The following is an 18342-nucleotide window of genomic DNA, read 5'->3' on the forward strand; positions in this document are numbered from 1 at the left end:
CCGAAGACGCCCCGCCCGCGATAGTAACCCACTTGTAAGTCCGCACAGTGGGTGCCCCCATGCACGTGGTCATCGTCGGGGCGGGGGAGGTCGGCACGAGCATCGCCGCGAGCCTCGCCTCCGACCACGAGGTCGTCGTCGTCGACGTCGACCCCGACCGCGCCGAACAGCTCAAGTACGAACTCGACGTGCTCACGATCGCCGGCGACGGGACGACCACCGGGATCCAGACGGCCGCGAACGTCGACGAGGCGGACATGATCATCGCCTGTACCGACGACGACCGGACCAACCTCGTGACCTGCGGGACCGCGAAGACGCTCGGGGACGGCTTCACCATCGCGCGGGTGAAAAGCACCGAGTACCTCCGGACGTGGGAGGGCAACGAGGGGGCCTTCGGCGTCGACTTCATGGTGTGTACGGACCTGTTGACCGCCCAGAACATCGTCCGCGTCATCGGGCTCCCCGCGGCGATCGACGTCGACCCGTTCGCGAGCGGGCTCGTCCAGATGGCGGAGTTCGAGATCGCCGCGGAGAGCCCGGTCGCCGGACAGACCGTCTCGGAGGCCGACCGGTTCGAGTCGCTGACGTTCGTCGGCCTGTTCCGCGACGGCGAGATGATCATCCCGCGCGGCGACACCGACATCGGGGCGGGCGACCGGGCCGTGGTGATCGGGAGCCCCGAGAGCGTCCAGTCGTTCGCGAACGACGTCGCGCCCGAAACCACGCCCGACCGCGCCGACGAGATCGTGATCGTCGGCGGCAGCGAGATCGGGTATCAGACCGCTCGGCTCCTGGAGGAGCGGGAGTTCACGCCGCGGCTGATCGAGCGGGACGCCGACCGCGCGCGCACGCTCGCGGAGGACCTCCCGAACACGATCGTGATGGAACACGACGCGACCGACACGGAGTTCCTCTCGAGGGAGCACGTCGACGAGGCCGACATCGTCGTCACCGCGCTCCGCTCGGACGAGAAGAACCTGCTCGTCTCGGTGCTCGCCAAACGGATGGGCGTCGACCGCGTGATCGCGGTCGTCGACAGCCCCGACTACGTCACCGTCTTCGAGGAGATCGGCATCGACATCGCGATCAACCCCCGCACCGTCACCGCCGAGGAGATCACCCGGTTCACCTACGAGAGCATCGCCGAGAACATCGCGGTGCTGGAGAACGACCAGGCGGAGGTCCTCGAGTTGGAGCTCACCGAGGGGTGCCGGTTCGCCGGGCGGTCGATCGCCGAACTCGTCGAGGAGATCGACGTGCGGTTCGTCATCGGTGCGATCACCCGAAACCACGCGCTCGTCACGCCGCGGGGAGACACCGTCCTCGAGCCCGGTGACCACGTCATCCTGCTCGTGGATTCGGACTCCGTGAGCGAGATCGCCTCCATGGCCTGAGTCCGTGGCGGGATCCAGGATCCGGGTCGGGTGGCAGGCGAGCGTCGGACTGGCCGGCGACGTCCTCGCGGCGCTCGTCGTTCCCCTGTCGTTCCCGCTCCTGCTCTCCGTCTACTACGCCGAGCCGTCGCTTCCCTTCCTCGCCGCCATCGCCGTCACCCTCGCGCTCGGGGCGCTGTTCCGGCGCTTCGGGGACCTGGAGGTGAACCTCGGTCCGCGCGAGGCGTTCCTCGCGGTGGCGCTGATCTGGCTGCTCGTCGCCGCCGTCGGCGCGATCCCGTTCGTCGTCGCCGGCGTCGGGACGATCGCCCACCCCGTCAACGCGATGTTCGAGGCGATGAGCGGGCTGACGACGACGGGCGCGACCGTCCTCCGTGACTTCTCGCTCCACTCCCGATCCGTGCTGATGTGGCGGCAGGTGATCCAGTGGCTCGGCGGGCTGGGAATTCTGATCTTAGCGACCGCGGTGCTCTCGGAGATCGGGGTCGGTGGCGCCCAGCTGATGGAGTCGGAGTCACAGACCCAGGACGTGAACAAGCTCACGCCGAAGATATCCCGGACGGCACAGCTCATCTGGAGCCTCTACCTCGGGCTCACCGCGCTCGCGATCGCGACCTACTTCCTGCTCGGGCTGGCGTTCGATCCCCGGATGGACATGTACAACGCGGTCGCACACGCGTTCACCTCCGTCGCGACCGCCGGGTTCTCGCCGGAGCCGTTCTCCGTCGGCGCGTTCCACCCGGTCATCCAGTGGGCGGTCGTCCCGTTCATGGTGATCGGCTCGACGAGCTTCGTGCTCATCTACTTCTTCATCAACGGCGAGCCGATGCGACTGTTGCGTAACGAGGAGTTCCACTTCTATCTGGGCGCGCTCGGCTTCTTCTCGTCCGTCGTCGCGCTCGCGCTCTTTCTCGACCCCGCGACGGCGTTCGGAGTCGAGGGGACGCTCCGACACGCCGTGTTCAACGTCGCCTCCATCGTGACCACGACGGGGTACGCCAGCACCGACTACGTGCTGTGGGCCCCCGCGGCGAAACACATGCTCTTCGCGTGTATGTTCATCGGCGGGATGGTGGGGTCGACCACGTGTTCGATCAAGTCGCTGCGGTGGCTCGTCGCCCTCAAGGCGTTCCGGCGGGACCTCTACACCGCGATCCACCCGGAGACGATCCGGCCGGTTCGGGTCACGGGTAAACCGGTCGACGAGGAGGTCATCCGCGACATCTACGCGTACCTGCTCTTGAGCATCGTGATCTTCTTCCTCCTCACCGTCGTGATCGTCGTCGACGCCGAGCGCGCGGGGCTTCGCGTCACGGAGTTCGAGGCGATGGGTGCGGCCGCGACCACCTTCCTCAACATCGGGCCCGCCTTCGGCGAGGCCGGCCCTTACGGCACGTTCGCGTCCTTCTCGATGACGACCCGCGGCGTGATGATCGTCCTGATGTGGATCGGCCGGATCGAGATCATCCCCGTGCTCGTGTTGTTCACGAGGGCGTTCTGGACGTCCTGAGCGAGACGACGCGTCGGCCGACGGTCCCCTTCGACAGGTTAATACAGCGAACCGCCGACTCCCCGATAGATCGAACTCCTATGTCGTGGGGCGTCAACTGGAAGGCGAGCGTCGGACTCCTCGGAGTCGGGATCAAGTACCTCGCGGTCACGATGCTGGTTCCGCTCGCCGTCGCGGTCGCCTACGGCGAGGACGTGTGGGTGTTCCTCGTCTCGATGGCCCTCGTCGCGGCGATCGGTCTCACGGTCGAGCGAGTCGACCGGGATCCCGACCTCGGCCCGCGCGAGGCGCTGCTGTTCGTCTCGCTGGCGTGGCTCGCCGCGGCGCTCATCGGCACGATCCCGTACCTGCTCGCCGGGTACGGGACGGCGTCGACGGTCGCGGAGCCGGTGAACGCGCTGTTCGAGTCGATGAGCGGGTTCACGACGACCGGCGCGACCGTCCTCGGCGAGATCAGCACGGACCGGCATTCCCACGCCCTGTTGATGTGGCGCCAACTCACCCAGTGGCTCGGTGGGATGGGTATCATCGTCCTGATGATCGCGATCCTCCCCGAGGTCGCCGTCAACGGGGCCCAACTGATGGAGTCGGAAGCGCCGGGACCCGAACTCCAGAAGCTCACGCCGCGGATCGCCGAGACGGCGCGTGCGCTCTGGCTGATCTACTTCGGGTTCACCGTCGTCTACATCGCGATCCTGTACGGGCTTCACCTCCTCGGGATGGCCCCGAACATGGGGCTGTACAACGCCGTGGCGCACGGGTTCACGACGCTGCCCACGGGAGGGTTCTCTCCCGAGGCCGACAGCATCGCGGCGTTCTCGGCGGCAGTCCAGTGGGTCGTCATCCCCTTCATGGTCGTCGCCGGGGTCAACTTCGCGCTGTTCTGGCACGTGTTGCGGGGCGAGGCCGAACTCATGCTCGAGAACGCGGAGTTCCGCGTCTACGCCGGCGCGCTCGCGGTCGTGACTGCCGTCCTCGCGGTGCTGTTGTTCCGCGGTGCCGCACCCCCCATCGAACTGGGCGGCGCGACGGAGGGCGTGACCGAGAACTCGCTCCGACAGGCCGCGTTTCAGATCGGGTCGCTTCTGAACTCCACCGGATACGCGACGGCCGACTTCGCCCAGTGGAACACGGACGCGCAGATCCTCCTGATGTTCGCGATGTTCATCGGCGGATCGGCCGGTTCCACGGGCGGGGGCGTGAAGATCGTCCGGTGGATCATCGTGGCGAAGACGATCCGGCGGGAGCTGTTCACGACGGCACACCCGGACGTCGTTCAGCCGGTTCGACTCAACGGGAGCGTCGTCGACGAGGACGCGATCCGCGGCATCATGGTGTTCACCCTCCTGTACCTTCTGCTGTTCGCGCTCTCGGCGGTGTTCATCGCGCTCGACACCGCCCGGATCGGGATCCAGCTGTCGGTGTTGGAGTCGACCAGCGCGTCGCTTGCGACGATCGGGAACATCGGACCGGGATTCGGCCGGCTGGGGCCGTTCGGGAACTACGAGTTCTTCTCGAACGCGTCGAAGCTGCTGATGGTCTTCCTGATGTGGGTCGGTCGGCTGGAGATCGTGCCGGTGCTCGCGGTGTTCATCTCGGCGATCGACGGCCGGTGACGCCCCGCGTCGAGGAGACGGGGGCGACGCCTCTCCCGCCTCTTTAGTCCTCGTCGACGTTGACCTCGCCGATGAACGACCAGTGTACCTTCGTTTCGCCATCCGGCTGCGGTTCCTCGGTGACGTGGTAGACGTACGGGCCGTGGGGACAGTCGTCACAGCCGTCCTCACAGGGGAGCCGTTTCACGACCTCCGTGTATCCCTCGTGTTCCGTGATCCGAACGACGTCCTCGCCGGGTTCCGGTTCGATCGGGAGGTCCCGTTCCTCGTGAAACCGGAGCAGTTCCCGGGCGTGAACGATCGTCTTGCGGAGGTCCTCGGGCGAGAGGTCTTCCAATTCGGCGACGAGTCGATCGGGTAACCCCTCCGGAGGCGTGGGGTCCTCTGGGGAACGAGGCATGTTCGAGGACTCTATCTCGGAGACATATAACGACTCCGCGGACCGCGGGCCACGTTCCAGCTGCTTCCCCATTATCGCGTGGAGGGCCCGACTCGGCCGGTTCGGTCGGTCGATTCGATCACGAAACGGGGGGTGTGTACACGATCGACCAGTCGTTCACGTGTATTCAGTATTTTTCAACGGGATCGAATAAATAGCGTGATCGGGTCCACGCACCATTGTTTTCGAGTCGAGAGCTGATCATCGGGTCTCCGCTCACTCTCGAAGGAACAGTTCTTATGAGAGGAGGATGTAACCGGCTGATATGACCGAATCCGGACCGCGATCCGAGGACCTGCTCGCCCACGTGCTCCTCCCGGTGGCCCACGAGGAGGACGCGCTCGCGACGGCGGAGGCGCTCGAACCGTATCACCCGGATCGAGTGACTGCCCTCCACGTCGTCGAGAAAGGCGGAGGAGTACCCGACAAGACGCCGGTCGAGCAGTCCGAGGAGTTGGCCGCGGAGTCGTACGCCGCGGTTCGGACGGTGTTTCCCGACGCGGACGAACATACAGCCTACGCCCGCGACGTCGCCGGGGCCATCTTCGACGCCGCCGACGAGGTCGACGCGAGCGCGATCGCCTACCGGTCCCGGGGCGGGAACCGGCTCATGCAGTTCCTCTCCGGCGACCTCTCGTTGAAACTCGTCACGAACGCGGATCGGCCCGTGATCGCGCTCCCGCGCGTGGACGAAGGAGAATGAGCGACGAGGAGCTGGCGAAGGACTTGGGGCTGATCTCGGCGATGACGATCGGGATCGGCACCATGATCGGTGCGGGGATATTCGTCCTCCCCGGCGTCGCCGTCAATGCCGACGGGGGTGCCGGCCCCATCGTCGTCGTGTCGTTCGTCGTCGGCGGCGTGATCGCGATGGTGAACGCGCTTTCCGTCTCCGAGCTCGGCACCGCGATGCCCAAGGCGGGCGGCGGCTACTACTACATCAACAAGTCGCTCGGTCCGATGTTCGGGTCGATCGCCGGCATGGGCGACTGGATGGGGCTCGCGTTCGCCTCCGCGTTCTACTGTATCGGCTTCGGCCAGTACCTCGCCGTGTTCGTCGGGCTCCCGGCGGTCCCGGGGCTCAACCCGATACAGGTCGGTGCGCTCGTCGCCGGGGCGATCTTCATCGGCGTGAACTACGTCGGCGCGAAGGAGACCGGCGGCATCCAGACGGTGATCGTTACCCTCCTGCTTTCGATCCTGGCGGTGTTCGCCGTCGCCGGCTTCTTCTCGTTCGACTACGCGACGCTTGCGGGCAACGAGGGCGGACTCGCTCCGGGCGGTTACGGAGCGATCCTTCCCGGCACCGCGCTCGTGTTCGTCTCGTTCCTCGGGTACGCGAAGATCGCCACGGTCGCGGAGGAGCTGAAGGACCCCGGGCGGAACCTCCCGATCGCCATCATCGGGAGCGTCGGCATCGTCACCGTGATCTACGCGATCCTCGTGACGACGATGCTCGGCGTCGTCCCGTGGCCGGAGCTCAGTCAGGACGCGCCGGTTGCACAGGCGGCGCGCGTGGCCTTTCCCGAGTCGATCGGTCCCGTCACCGGCATCGCGGGCGGCGCGGCCGCGGTGATGACCGTCGGTGCGCTGCTGGCGACCGCCTCGTCGGCGAACGCCTCGATCCTCGCATCGGCCCGGATCAACTTCGCGATGGGCCGGGACAAGATCGTCACCAACTGGCTCAACGAGATCCACCCAAACTACGCGACCCCCTACCGGTCGATCCTCGTGACGGGCGGACTCATCGTGGTCTTCATCGCGCTGTTGGGACAGGACATCGAGATCCTCTCGAAGGCCGCCAGCGTGCTCCACCTCATCGTGTACGCGTTGATGAACGTGGGACTCATCGTCTTTCGTGAGGCCGACGTGCCGGAGTACGACCCTGACTTCACGGTGCCGCTGTACCCGTTGACGCCGATACTCGGCGCGGTCCTGTCGCTCGGGCTCGTCGCGTTCATGGACGGGATCGAGATCGCGCTGTCGGGCGCGTTCGTCGTCGTCGCGGTGGCGTGGTACTTCATCTACGCCCGCAACAAGACCGACCAACAGGGCGTACTCTCCGAGCACATCCGGAGCCGGGAGGCGGATCTCCCCGATCGAGTGGTCGGAGCCGCGGACGCGGTCGCGCCGAACGGGACCGGGAACGAGGGCCCGACGATCATGGTCGCCGTGTCGAACCCGCGGACCGAGAGCGCACTCATCACGCTCGCCGGTGCGATCGCCCAACACGAGGGCGGTCGCGTCCTCGCGACCCATATCGTCACCGTCCCGGACCAGACGTCGCTCGAGACGGCGTCCGAGAACCGAGCCGGCCTCGACGAGTCCTCCGAGGAACTCCTCGCCGCGGCGGCGGCGGACGCGGAGGCGTTCGACGTACCGATCGAGACGAAGACGATCCTCTCACACCGCGGGATCGAGGAGGTCTTCGACGCGGCGCGGACGAACGACGCGGACACGGTCGTGATGGGATACGGTGGGACCCGGTTCGCCGGCGGACGCGTCGAGGGCTCGCTGGACGAGATCACCCACGACCTCCCGTGTGACTTCCTCGTCCTCGACGGGCAGCGGCTGGACCTCTCCGACGTGCTCGTCCCGACCGCCGGCGGACCGTCCTCCGACCTCTCCGCGGAGGTCGCGGGGGCGCTCCGGGACACGCTCGACGTGGACGTCTCGCTTCTGTACGTCGCCGAGCCGGGCGAGGAGGAGGCCGGACACGAGTTCCTCTCCGGCTGGGCGGACGGACACGGACTGGACGACGCGAACCTGCGAATCGAGACGGGCGACGTGGAACGGACGATCGGCCGTCTCGGCGAGGAGTACGACCTCGTGATCGTCGGTGCGACCGAGCGCGGGCTGCTCTCGCGGATCGTTCGCGGATCGCTCGCGTTCGATACCATCGAGACGCTCGACACGCCGGTGTTGCTCTCGGAGCGGCCGTCCGCGCGATCGCTTTGGGAGCGGCTGTTCGGCGGACGCTGAGACCGATCGAACCCCCGCTTTCGGCACGGAGCGGTAGGCTTTCAATCGTCGGTTCTGAACCGAGGGATGAATGTATCTCATCGTCGTCGGCGCGGGGGACATCGGAACGCCGCTCGTCGAACTGGCGACCGACAGCGGCAACGAGGTCGTCGTCATCGAACGCGACGAGGAGCGAGCCGAGCGGGCGTCGAGGGGGTACGACTGTCTCGTCATCAACGACGACGCGACCACGAAGGAGACGCTACGCGACGCCGGTGCCGAGCGGGCGGACGCGCTCATCTCGACGACGGATCAGGACGCGACGAACATCATGGTCTGTCTGCTCGCACAGGAGCTTTCGATACCGAACATCGTCTCGGTCGTCCACAACCCCGAGCACATGAACGTGTTTCGGAAGATCGGCGTCAACACGATGCAGAACCCACAGAGCCTGATCGCGGAGTACCTCTATCGGGCGGTGAGTCGACCGTCCGTCGTCGACTTTATGCACATCGGTGAGGAGGCGGAGGTGTTCGAGATCACCGTCGGGTCGGACGCGCCGATCGCGGGCAAGACGTTACGCGAGGCGGACGAGGAGGGGCTCATCGAGGAGGAGACGCTGATCGTCGCGATCGAACGCGACCGCGAGGACAGCCCGATAACTCCCCGTGGGACCACTCGCATCGAAGCGAACGACCTCCTCACGGTGTATTCTGGACGCGGCGTGACCCCGGACGTGGCGGAGGTCTTCGGACACACCGGAGATCGAAGCTGAGATGTCCGGACGACGCGACGGCCTGCTCCCGACGGATCTGCGGATCATCAGCCGGGACGTCGGCTCGCTGTTGTTGATGGAAGCCGGACTCATGGTCGTCACCACCGTCATCGCCCTCGGATTCCGGGAGTTCCACGCCGCGCTCGGGTTCTTCACCGCGGCCGGGGTGACTGCGGCCGTCGGTGGGGCGGCCAACCGAACCTTCGACGACGCACCGGACCCACAGATGAAACACGGGATGGTCATCGCCGCCGGCGGCTGGCTCACGGTCGCGGCGTTCGGATCGCTTCCGCTGTTGTTGACGGCATGGATGACGCCGCCCGCCGCCATGGACGCGTTCGTTCCCGCGGCGACCGATACGAGCTCGTGGGAGCCGGTCGGCGTCGCCGGAACCACGACGCTCTCGAGTCTCGCGTACTTCCGCGACCCGCTTCACGCGTTCTTCGAGAGCATGAGCGGGTGGACCGGGAGCGGTCTGACGATGGCCGTCCACGAGCCGTCGCTTCCCCGCGCAGTCCAGTGGTGGCGGTCGTTCATTCAGTGGGTCGGCGGCGTCGGCGTCATCGTCCTGACCGTCTCGATCCTCTCTCGACCGGGAAGCGGGAGCTACGCGCTCTACCGGAGCGAGGCGCGCGAGGAGAAGATCCACCCGAGCGTCGTCTCGACGGTCCGGACGGTCTGGAAGCTCGTCGTCGGGTACACGGTACTGGCGTTCTCCATGCTGTTCGTCGCGATCCGCGCGAGCGACGGCGCGTACGCGGAGTCTCTCTCCACGGGGGAGGTCGCGTGGCAGGCACTCAACCACGCCATGACGGGACTGACGACCGGCGGGTTCTCCGTCACCGACAACTCGATCGCGACGTACGACTCCCCGCTCGTCGAGGCCACGTTGTTGCCGATAATGGTCCTGGGGGCCATCGCGTTCCCGATCCACTACGTCGTGCTCCGAGACCGCGACGTTCGCGAACTGGTATCGGACCTCCAGACCCGGTGGCTGTTCGTCCTGCTCGCGGCCGGCGTCATCGCGCTCTCGATCCAGAACGTCGCGTCCGTTCCGCGGACCACCGGCGCGTTCGCGACGCAGTCGTTTCTGCCGTTCCCGGTTCCGCTACTCGACGGTGCTCGACTCGACGCGATCCGGGATTCGACGTTCCAGTGGATCAGCGCGATGACGGCCACGGGATTCCAGTCGGCCCCGATCGGTCGCTGGGTTGCCGGCGGCAAGCTGATCGTCGTCGGTGCGATGGTGCTCGGCGGGGCCGCCGGATCCACCGTCGGCGGCATCAAGATCGTTCGGGGGTACACCGTCGCTCGGGGCATCGTCTGGCAGTTCTCCCGCGTGTTCCTGCCGAAGAACGCCGTCGTCACCGCCCGCATCGGCGACCGGACGCTGGATCGTGAAACGATGGAACGGGAGTTCAGCGAGGCCGCGATCGTTACCCTGCTGTGGATCGTGGCCCTCGTCCTCGGCAGCCTCGTGCTCGTCAACGTCGCCGGCCCGGATTTCAGTTACGCCGACGCGTTGTTCGAGGTCGCAAGCGCGCAGGGGAACGTCGGACTCTCGTCGGGGATCACCGGGCCGTCGATGTCACGGCTGGCCGAGGCGATGTTCGTTCTCAACATGTGGATCGGTCGGTTGGAGATCATTCCGGTGCTCGTGTTCGTTCGTGCCGGACTGTACGGGTTGGACCCGTAACGCTCCGGCGTAAACGGGGCCCGCTCCGCAGTCACACGAACGCCCGCTCGAACGCACGGATCCCGTCGTCGGTCCCGACGACGACGAGCTCGTCCCCCCGCTCGACGGTCGTCTCCGGGCCCATCTCGGTTATCACCTCCTCGCCCCGCTCTATCGCCATCACCGTACACCCCGTCTCGCCCCGGACGTCCGCCTCGAAGAGGGTCCGGCCGACGAGCCGGGGTGCCTCGAGTCTGATCACCTCCACCTGCTGTTCTATCGAGAGCACGTCGCGGCCCTCGAGCAGGCGCGACGCCGACATCCGTCCGGTCACCGTCGCGAGCGAGAGGACGTAGTCGGCACCCGCCCGGTAGGTCTTCGAGACGTTGGACTCCTCGTCGACGCGGGCGACGATCTCCGTGTCAGGCGCGGTGTCGCGGATCACGAGCGTGGCGAACTCGGTCGTGGTGTCGTCGGGGAGCGCGATCACGACGGTGTCGGCGTTCGCAACCCTAGCCTCCGAGATCGTCTCCGGCTCGGTGACGTCGCCCACCACGTCGACGCCCTCCCTCGCATCGGCGTCGACGACCGTGTACGGGATCCCGGCGTCGTCGAGCTCCGCCGCGACGGCCCGGCCCACCTGCCCGTAGCCGGCGATCACCGTCCGTCCCGCGGCGAACCGGCGCACCGACGACTGGGTCATCTCGACGAGCCGCTGTAGCTGGTCGGAGCGCCCGGAGACGAGGAGCACGGTCCCGCGCGTCAGCGTCGCGTCCGGGGACGGGGAGGCGTCGAACTCGCCCTGGAACCACGCGCCGACCACGTTGACGCCGGCGCGCTCGCGGATCCCGCTGTCCGCCAGCGTCGACCCGGCAAGCTCCCCGCCGTGGCGGACCGACACCTCCGCGAGCCGGAGGTCCTCGCCGATCGCGACCGCCTCGTCGAGCTCCGTCCGGAGCGCCGTCGTCACCTTCGCGGCGAGCCCGCGACCGAGCAGCGGCCGCGGCGAGAGGACGTGGTCGGCCCCGGCGAGCCGGTGGTACCGCTCCAACTCGGGGTCGTCGACCACGCTGACGACGGAGACGTCCTCGGCGAGCTCCTTGGCGGCGAGGACGATGCTCGCGTCCACCCGGTCGGAGACGTCCGCGACGAGGGCCCGCGCCTCGGTCAGCCGCGCCGCGGTCAACCCCTCGGCGGACTCCGGGTCCGCACGGATCACCCGGTGGCCGTCACCGTACAGCTCGTCCGCGCGCTCGCGGTCGGACTCGACGACCACGTAGGGGACGTCGTGTGCCTCCAACTCCTCGATGAGGACCTCCGCCCGCGTGGTGTACGAGCAGATGACCACGTGCCCGGAGACCCCGTTCTCGAGAGTCGTCGGGGCGGTCTCGGTGAACGCCGCCTCCAGAAGCGGCGTCGCGACGACCGGGAGCGCACCGACGAGAAGCGCCATTCCCAACAGGTCGGTCACGACGATGAACGCCTGCATCTGCGGGCTGTCCCACGGGGCGTCCCCGCCGAACCCGGTGGTCGTGAACATCTCGACGGTGAACTGAAGCGAGTCGAGGAACGTCTGCGGGCGTCCCTCGTAGGTCGCCATCCCCCATCGATAGGCGACCGCCGTCCCGACCAGCGCCAGAAACAGCATGAAGAAGTAGCCGACGACCCGCCGCTGCCATCCGTTCATACGCAAGGAAAGGACGGTGCCGTGAAAAACGTGAGCCGTCGGTGCCGGTCACGGGGCCTCCACCGGCCGTGCCGCCTCCGCACACCAGGCGTTTCCGCGACGGCCGGCCCGCCGGAGGTCGAGCCGGACGATCGAGCCGGCGTCCAGCTCCGAGAGCTCCTCTCTGAGCTCCGGGTCGTCGTACTCGACGACGTACAGCGTCCCGTTTCGCGGATGTTCACGGAGCGTGATGGTTCCGTGGTCGTTACACGCCTTGACGACGGTGTACTTGCCGGTCCGATCCATCACGGCCGGGAGTACGCGTTCGATCGACTTAGTTATTGGATCGGTTCCCGCGGTAACGGACCACTTTACTCGTCGCGGCGTCGATCGGAACCATGACCGGGACGGAGATCCCCGAGGACCACCCCAGATACGCGTCGCTTCTCACCCGACACCGCATCGAGGCGGGCGTCGAGAAGGGCATCACCTCGAAACAGGGTCTCATCGCACAGGGGCGCGGCGAGGCGTTCGACTACCTGCTCGGCGAGCGTACCCTTCCGAGCGCCGATGCGGCCGCGCGGGCCGCGGCCGCGACGCTGCTCGCCGCGGACCACCCGGTGTTCTCCGTGAACGGGAACGTCGCCGCGCTGGTCCCCGAAGAGACCGTCGAACTCGCCCGCGTCGTCGACGCCGACCTCGAGGTGAACCTCTTCAACCGCACCGAGGAACGGATGGAGGCGATCGCCGACCACCTCCGCGAGCACGGCGCGGCGGAGGTGAAGGGGCTGACCGGCGACGGCGAGATCCCCGGACTGAAGCACGCGCGCGGGACGGTCGACGCCGACGGGATCGGCGCGGCCGACGTGGTGGTGGTTCCGCTGGAGGACGGCGACCGCGCGGAGGCGCTCGCGGCCGCGAACAAGACGGAGGTCGTGATCGACCTCAACCCGGGGAGCCGGTCGCCACGGACCGCCGCGGTCCCGATCATCGACAACGTCCTCAGGGCCGTCCCGAACGTGACGGCGCACGCCCGCGACCTGGCCGACGCGCCGCCCGCGGAGCTCCGGGCGGTCGTCGACGACTTCGATCCCGACGCGGCGCTGGAGGCGGCCGAGCGAGCGATTCGCGAGGGGTCGTTCGCCGCCGACGGGACCTGAGGGGTCCGTCGGGATCCACCGCCCGGACTCGGCTCAGATCGCGTCGTCGTCGGCGGACGACGGGTTCCCGTGGCCGGAGTAGAGGTCGTCGTGGACCGAGAACAGGTCCTCGCGGGTCGGCGTCGCGTCGACGACGACGGTCCGCCCGCGGAATCCCACCGTCGCGTCGTCGAGGGCTCCCTCGGAGTCGACGCCGCCGGAGAGCCGGCGCAGGCGGTCGCGCGTGAGTCGCGTCGGGTCGAGCGTCGCCGCGTACCGGAGGTCGGTTCCGTCGCCGCCCCCGCCGACGCCGAGCGAGACGCCGATCGATCCGGCGGCCTCGACCGTCGCCTCGAGGGCGTCCGGCGCACCGGAGAGTGCGGACCGGAGCCGGCTCCGACCCGTTTCCCCGAGGTCCGCGTACACCGCGGCGTCGCCCGCAAGCAGCGACGGGAGCGAACCGGATCCGACCGTTCCGTCGCCGGTCATCGTTCCTCCGTCGCCGGCCGCGCTTTCTCCGTCGGGCGATCGACCGGCCGCGGCGTCGACGTGGGCCACGGCCCGGTCGACGCCGGGCGCGTATCCGACGACGAGTTCGGTCCCGCCGACGGCGACCGCGTACGGCTCCTCTCGACCGCGGAACCGACGGGCCGGTCCGTCGGCCCGTCGGGTTCGAGCGGTCGACCAGCGTCCACGGTCCTCGACGGCGGCCGCGAGTCGGTCCGGGTCGAAGGACCCGCGAACGACGACCGCCCCCTCGATGTCCTCCCCGGAGAGCGCGACGCTCCCGGCGACGGCGTCGACGTCGGCGAGCGAGACGTCCGTGTGGGCCATCGCGGCGGAGAGCCGGGTCGACCACGGCTCGGGGAGGCCGACCGTCGAGACGGCCGCGGGGTCGACGACCGCGGTGACGACGGTGTCGCCGTGGGCGAGTCGACCCGCGTGATACGGGGCGATCGAATCGGTCGAGCGGTACGGATCGGTCGAGCGGTACGGATCGGTCGAGCGGTTCGTCTCGGCAGTGTCGGCCGCCGAACCGCCTGCGACGCCGGCGATCGACGTTCCGAGGAGTCCCACGGTAGCGAGTCGTCCGAGCAGCGTGCGTCTGGAGGGCATCGTTCCCCGATCACGGGGAGGGCACTTAATTCACCGACTTCGACTGCCGAACCTTCCACGGGGGCGGTAGTGCGGCCGTCGCGTCGGCGAGGGCAAGTTCAAAGTCCCTCGGCGACTACCACGTGTCATGGAACTGGACGACACGGACAGGGCGATCCTTCGGATCCTCCAGGAGGACGCCAGGACCCCGTTCTCGGAGATCGCGCGCCGGATCGACATGTCGAGCGCGACGGTCCACGACCGTGTCGGCCGGATGGAGGACGCGGGCGTCATCGAGGGATACCACGCGTCGGTGAACGCCAAGGCGGTCGGATACGGCGTCAGCGCGCTCGTCGGGCTCCGCGTCGAGCAGGGTCGCGAGGAGGACGCCCTCGAGCGCCTGCGGGAGATCGAGGGCGTCCGGGAGATCCACCTGACCACCGGCGAGTGGGACGTGATCCTCCGGGTGGTCGCGGAGGACACCGACCGGCTTCGGGAGCTGATGTTCGACCGGATCGCGAACATGGGCGGCTTCTCGCGGTCACAGACCATGATCATCCTCGGGACCGACTACGAGGCCGAGGGACCGCCGGTCTGACCGTGCCGCCGGCGTCTCAGTCCGGTACCGGCGGGTCAGCGAGCCGTCCGGTACCGGAACCCTCAACTCCGGAACCCTCCGAACCCCTGGTATGAGCGCACGGTTCGAGGATCGGGCGGGGATCTCGGCGGAGCGGGCGTGGGCGGCGGCGGTCGCCGCGGTCTCCGCGGTCCTCGTCGTCGGGTCCGTCGTCTTCCCGCGGGTCGTCTACGACCGGTTCCTCTGGCGGTACTTCTGGGGACCGGTCGCCGCCGACGGACAGGTCGCAGAGTGTGCGGTCCGCCCCGCCGACGGCGGGACGGAGTTGCTGACGAGCGCGGCCGCGTGTACGGACGCGGTCGCGGCGGGAGATGTCGTCGCGTACCCCGGTTACACCACCGTCTCGACGCTGAGCTACGTCGTCATCCTGCTCGCGATGCTGATCGGGGTCGTCTTCCTCCTCCGTCGGCTCGACATCGCAACGGAGTTCCGGTTCTTCTACGCGCTGTTCCCGTTCATGCTGTTCGGCGGCGCGCTCCGCACCGTCGAGGACGCCGGGATCGCGGCGATCCGCGCCGGCGTCGAGCCGCTGATCTCCTTCCCGTTGAGCGCGCTGATCATCAGCCCGTTCATCTACTTCACGGTCTTCGGGGTGACGCTCCTCTGTGTGATCGCGGCGTACGCCCTCGAGGACCGGGGGATCGTCGACGACTACGCCCCGCCGCTGTTCGGGGCCGGCGTCGTCGCGCTGACCGCCTCGGTCGGTTACCTGGCGTACCTCGCGGTCGCCACCGACTACGTGGCCTTCTACCCGCAGGTGGTCGGCCTGATCCTCCTCATCGCGAGCGCGTCGGCGGTGATCACGTGGAAGCTGATCGAGCGGTTCGAGCCGTCGATCAACCGCGGCACCGGGTTCGTCGGGTTCGTGATCATCTGGGGCCACGCGATCGACGGGGTCGCGAACGTGATCGGGCTCGACTGGATGCCGGCGCTGACGGGGACCGGGAACCTCTTCCCGAAACACGTCGTCAACGAGCTGGTCGTGGACTGGACCGGTCGATTGCTGCCCGAGTCGGTGCTCGCGGTCACCGGCGACGCCTGGCCGTTCCTTTTCGTCAAACTCGCCGCGGCCACCTTCGTCGTCTGGGTGTTCAACGGCGAGCTCTACGAGGAGTCGCCGCGGTACACGCTGTTGCTGCTCATCACCGTGCTCGCCGTCGGGCTCGGTCCCGGGACGCGGGACATGCTGCGGGCGACGTTCGGCGTGTGATCGGACGCGTTCGGCGTCCGACTGACGCGTGGATCGGACGCCCCCGACGGCTCACTCCTGCGGATCGATCCCGTCCAGCTTCCGGACGTCCCGGTCGGCCAGCTCCAGTCGCGAGGCGGCGACGTTCGACTCGAGGTGTTCGACGCTCGAGGTTCCGGGGATCGGGAGCGTCACGTCCGAGTGATCGAGCAGCCACGCGAGCGCGACCTGTCGGGGCGTGGTCCCCTCGCCGTGGCCGTCGGCGACGTCCTCCAGAACGCCCGCAGCGCCGTCCTCCTCGACCGCGTACATCGGACCCCACGGGATGAACCCGACCCCGTACTCCTCACACGCCCGAAGGACGTCCTCCTCGTCGCGGTTGCCCACGTCGTAGCGGTTCTGGACCGTCGCGATCTCGACGACCTCCCGCGCGGCCTCCAACTGTTCGACGGAGACGTTCGAGAGGCCGACGCGGTCGATCTGGCCGGCGTCCTTCATCTCGGCGAAGGCGTGGACGGACTCCTCGAAGTCGGCGTCCGGATCCGGTCGATGGAGCTGATACAGGTCGATCGAATCGGTCCGGAGGCGATCGAGGCTACACAGGACCTGGTTCCTGAGGAAGTCCGGGTCACCGTGGGGGATCCAGTCGCCGTCGCGGTTCCGGAGCAGTCCGGCCTTCGAGGCGACCACGACGTCGTCGTCCGCGTCGAGTTCCTCGCCGATCAGGCGCTCGCTGACGCCCGGTCCGTAGGAGTCGGCGGTGTCGACGAAGTCGACGCCGAGGTCGACCGCCCGGCGCAGGACCGATCTCGCCGCCCGCTCGTCCTCCGGAGTCCCGACGATGTCCTCGCCGGTGAGCCGCATCGCTCCGAATCCAAACCTGGCGACCGAGAGCCCGTCACCGAGGTCGAACGTGTCGTCCGGATCGACGTGTTCCGTGGTCATACGGACGCGTCGTCCGCCAGCGACAAAGCCGTGGGGGTCGCCGGCACCTCCGTGGAAGGTCGGCGGCCCCGAACGGGCTTCCCCCACTCGAAGGTTTATCATACAGGGGAACGCACTCCGACCATGACCGAATTCGAGCGCGTGGTGTTGTCTGGCACGCCGCGCGAGCGCGGGATCGAACACGGCGAGCGGTTCGCCGAGGAGGTCGCCGCCAACGTCGAGACGTATCGCGAGCGGTTCTCCCACGAGGGCGTCGACGTCGATGCGATGCGCAACCACGCCGCCGAGTACGTCGAGTATATCGAGCGCGAGAGCCCCGAGTACGCCGCGGAGATGCGCGGGATCGCCGAGGGAAGCGGCGTCCCCCTCGTCGACGTGACGATGCTCAACGTCCGGTGGGAGGTGATCTATCCGGCGTGGAAGGCACAGACGGAGAAGGAGAACGAGGCGGCCACGACCGGGACCGTGGCGGAACCCGAACCGCCGGTCGACGGCTGTACCAGCTTCGGAGTGATGCCGTCGGCGACCGCGGACGGGACGACCTACATGGGCCAGAACTGGGACTGGCTCGCCCCGATCGAGGACACGCTCTTCCTGATGGAGCTGCGCCGAGACGACGCGCCGGACGTGCTGGCGATGACGGAGGCGGGCATCGTCGGCGGGAAGATCGGCGTGAACGAACACGGCATCGGGATCGCGGTCAACGGTCTGATCTCCGCCGACGACGGAAGCGAGGGGTTCCGCAAACCCTACCACGTCCGGTTCCGCGAGGTGCTCGACGCCGACCGGTACGACGACGCGCTCCGGCCGATACTGGAGACCGACCGCGTCTGCTCCGCGAACGTCCTCGTCGGCCACGCCGACGGCGAACTGATCGACCTCGAGGCCGCCCCCGAACTCGTCAACCCGATCCATCCCGACGAGGGCGTCCTCACTCACTCGAACCACTTCGAGACCGACGCGGTCGAGAGCGTCAACGAGCGCCGCGGCCCGAGCACGCTCTACCGCGCCGAGCGTCTCCGACGGCTGCTCGCCGCGGAAGCCGCCGAGAACGTCGCTGCGGGCGACGACTCGACGGAACGCGGGATCGATTCCGAGGCGATCCGGGACTCCCTCCGGGACCACTTCGGCCGGCCGTCGAGCATCTGTAGCCACGTCGACGAGTCGCTCCCCGAGGTCGAACACGGACAGACCAACGCCAGCCTCGTCATCGACCTTCAGGAACGTCGGATACTCGGACAGCGCGGACCGCCCTGCGAGGGCGAGTACCACGAGTACGCGCTGTAACGTCCCGAAGT

Annotated in this window: 16 protein-coding genes; 11 read left to right on the top strand and 5 right to left on the bottom strand. The window is 68.2% G+C overall.

Annotated features, from left to right (window positions below):
* Positions 1-59 precede the first annotated feature (59 nt).
* The 3 genes from trkA (at position 60) to F3H10_RS01640 (ending at position 4523) form a co-directional block, all read left to right on the top strand.
* The gene (trkA, locus tag F3H10_RS01630; protein ID WP_149783112.1) at positions 60-1397 is read left to right on the top strand and encodes a Trk system potassium transporter TrkA; all 1338 of its coding nucleotides are present in this window, start codon (positions 60-62) and stop codon (positions 1395-1397) included.
* 4 nt (positions 1398-1401) lie between these two features.
* Positions 1402-2907 carry a TrkH family potassium uptake protein gene (locus F3H10_RS01635; RefSeq protein WP_149783113.1) on the top strand — a complete coding sequence of 502 codons (1506 nt, stop codon included), beginning with the start codon at positions 1402-1404 and terminating at the stop codon, positions 2905-2907.
* 80 nt (positions 2908-2987) lie between these two features.
* Positions 2988-4523: a TrkH family potassium uptake protein gene (locus F3H10_RS01640; protein ID WP_149783114.1), complete on the top strand. Its 1536-nt coding sequence runs from the start codon at positions 2988-2990 to the stop codon at positions 4521-4523.
* A gap of 43 nt (positions 4524-4566) precedes the next feature.
* Here the strand turns inward: F3H10_RS01640 and F3H10_RS01645 are convergent, their stop codons facing one another.
* Positions 4567-4923 carry a hypothetical protein gene (locus tag F3H10_RS01645; protein ID WP_149783115.1) on the bottom strand — a complete coding sequence of 119 codons (357 nt, stop codon included), beginning with the start codon at positions 4921-4923 and terminating at the stop codon, positions 4567-4569.
* Between the two features lie 304 nt (positions 4924-5227).
* On the opposite strand from F3H10_RS01645, the gene F3H10_RS01650 reads away from it, so the two are divergent.
* The 4 genes from F3H10_RS01650 to F3H10_RS01665 all read left to right on the top strand — a co-directional run bounded on the left by F3H10_RS01650 (position 5228) and on the right by F3H10_RS01665 (position 10394).
* Complete coding sequence (locus tag F3H10_RS01650; RefSeq protein WP_149783116.1) at positions 5228-5665, top strand: universal stress protein; 438 nt, start codon at positions 5228-5230, stop codon at positions 5663-5665.
* Positions 5662-7944 (top strand): amino acid permease, encoded by a 2283-nt coding sequence (locus F3H10_RS01655; RefSeq protein ID WP_149783117.1) that lies wholly within the window; start codon positions 5662-5664, stop codon positions 7942-7944. Before F3H10_RS01650 ends, F3H10_RS01655 begins: the two co-directional genes overlap by 4 nt.
* Positions 7945-8014: 70 nt before the next feature.
* Positions 8015-8698 carry a potassium channel family protein gene (locus tag F3H10_RS01660; protein WP_149783118.1) on the top strand — a complete coding sequence of 228 codons (684 nt, stop codon included), beginning with the start codon at positions 8015-8017 and terminating at the stop codon, positions 8696-8698.
* A gap of 1 nt (position 8699) precedes the next feature.
* Positions 8700-10394, top strand: coding sequence for a potassium transporter TrkG (locus tag F3H10_RS01665; protein ID WP_149783119.1), 1695 nt, complete (start codon positions 8700-8702; stop codon positions 10392-10394).
* 31 nt (positions 10395-10425) lie between these two features.
* Here F3H10_RS01665 and F3H10_RS01670 read toward each other — a convergent pair whose 3' ends face one another.
* A complete protein-coding gene (locus tag F3H10_RS01670; RefSeq protein ID WP_149783120.1) occupies positions 10426-12060 on the bottom strand; it encodes a potassium channel family protein in 1635 nt (544 codons plus the stop codon).
* 48 nt (positions 12061-12108) lie between these two features.
* The gene (locus tag F3H10_RS01675) at positions 12109-12345 is read right to left on the bottom strand and encodes a hypothetical protein (protein ID WP_149783182.1); all 237 of its coding nucleotides are present in this window, start codon (positions 12343-12345) and stop codon (positions 12109-12111) included.
* A 92-nt stretch (positions 12346-12437) separates the two neighbouring features.
* On the opposite strand from F3H10_RS01675, the gene F3H10_RS01680 reads away from it, so the two are divergent.
* Positions 12438-13199, top strand: a complete 762-nt coding sequence (locus F3H10_RS01680) for a 4-phosphopantoate--beta-alanine ligase (protein WP_149783121.1) — start codon at positions 12438-12440, stop codon at positions 13197-13199.
* Positions 13200-13232: 33 nt separating this feature from the next.
* On the opposite strand, the gene F3H10_RS01685 is transcribed toward F3H10_RS01680, so the two are convergent.
* Positions 13233-14294 carry a hypothetical protein gene (locus F3H10_RS01685; protein ID WP_149783122.1) on the bottom strand — a complete coding sequence of 354 codons (1062 nt, stop codon included), beginning with the start codon at positions 14292-14294 and terminating at the stop codon, positions 13233-13235.
* 127 nt (positions 14295-14421) lie between these two features.
* On the opposite strand from F3H10_RS01685, the gene F3H10_RS01690 reads away from it, so the two are divergent.
* Together F3H10_RS01690 and F3H10_RS01695 are read left to right on the top strand one after the other, a co-directional pair.
* Complete coding sequence (locus tag F3H10_RS01690) at positions 14422-14871, top strand: Lrp/AsnC family transcriptional regulator (protein WP_149783123.1); 450 nt, start codon at positions 14422-14424, stop codon at positions 14869-14871.
* 91 nt (positions 14872-14962) lie between these two features.
* On the top strand, positions 14963-16120 hold the full coding sequence (locus F3H10_RS01695) for a DUF63 family protein (protein ID WP_149783124.1): 1158 nt from the start codon (positions 14963-14965) through the stop codon (positions 16118-16120).
* Positions 16121-16171: 51 nt separating this feature from the next.
* Here the strand turns inward: F3H10_RS01695 and F3H10_RS01700 are convergent, their stop codons facing one another.
* Positions 16172-17044, bottom strand: coding sequence for an aldo/keto reductase (locus tag F3H10_RS01700; RefSeq protein WP_149783125.1), 873 nt, complete (start codon positions 17042-17044; stop codon positions 16172-16174).
* A 123-nt stretch (positions 17045-17167) separates the two neighbouring features.
* Between F3H10_RS01700 and F3H10_RS01705 the strand changes: the two genes are divergently transcribed.
* Complete coding sequence (locus tag F3H10_RS01705) at positions 17168-18331, top strand: C45 family autoproteolytic acyltransferase/hydolase (RefSeq protein WP_149783126.1); 1164 nt, start codon at positions 17168-17170, stop codon at positions 18329-18331.
* Positions 18332-18342 lie beyond the last annotated feature (11 nt).

The organism is Halorubrum aquaticum (assembly GCF_900113615.1).
GTDB lineage: Archaea > Halobacteriota > Halobacteria > Halobacteriales > Haloferacaceae > Halorubrum > Halorubrum aquaticum.

Coding starts and splice junctions, on each gene's coding strand:
- F3H10_RS01700 (WP_149783125.1), bottom strand. CDS start 17,044: ATGACCACGGAACACGTCGATCCGGACGACACGTTCGACCTCGGTGAC.
- F3H10_RS01695 (WP_149783124.1), top strand. CDS start 14,963: ATGAGCGCACGGTTCGAGGATCGGGCGGGGATCTCGGCGGAGCGGGCG.
- F3H10_RS01670 (WP_149783120.1), bottom strand. CDS start 12,060: ATGAACGGATGGCAGCGGCGGGTCGTCGGCTACTTCTTCATGCTGTTT.
- F3H10_RS01705 (WP_149783126.1), top strand. CDS start 17,168: ATGACCGAATTCGAGCGCGTGGTGTTGTCTGGCACGCCGCGCGAGCGC.
- F3H10_RS01685 (WP_149783122.1), bottom strand. CDS start 14,294: ATGCCCTCCAGACGCACGCTGCTCGGACGACTCGCTACCGTGGGACTC.
- F3H10_RS01675 (WP_149783182.1), bottom strand. CDS start 12,345: ATGGATCGGACCGGCAAGTACACCGTCGTCAAGGCGTGTAACGACCAC.
- trkA (WP_149783112.1), top strand. CDS start 60: ATGCACGTGGTCATCGTCGGGGCGGGGGAGGTCGGCACGAGCATCGCC.
- F3H10_RS01680 (WP_149783121.1), top strand. CDS start 12,438: ATGACCGGGACGGAGATCCCCGAGGACCACCCCAGATACGCGTCGCTT.
- F3H10_RS01645 (WP_149783115.1), bottom strand. CDS start 4,923: ATGCCTCGTTCCCCAGAGGACCCCACGCCTCCGGAGGGGTTACCCGAT.
- F3H10_RS01660 (WP_149783118.1), top strand. CDS start 8,015: ATGTATCTCATCGTCGTCGGCGCGGGGGACATCGGAACGCCGCTCGTC.
- F3H10_RS01655 (WP_149783117.1), top strand. CDS start 5,662: ATGAGCGACGAGGAGCTGGCGAAGGACTTGGGGCTGATCTCGGCGATG.
- F3H10_RS01665 (WP_149783119.1), top strand. CDS start 8,700: ATGTCCGGACGACGCGACGGCCTGCTCCCGACGGATCTGCGGATCATC.
- F3H10_RS01640 (WP_149783114.1), top strand. CDS start 2,988: ATGTCGTGGGGCGTCAACTGGAAGGCGAGCGTCGGACTCCTCGGAGTC.
- F3H10_RS01650 (WP_149783116.1), top strand. CDS start 5,228: ATGACCGAATCCGGACCGCGATCCGAGGACCTGCTCGCCCACGTGCTC.
- F3H10_RS01690 (WP_149783123.1), top strand. CDS start 14,422: ATGGAACTGGACGACACGGACAGGGCGATCCTTCGGATCCTCCAGGAG.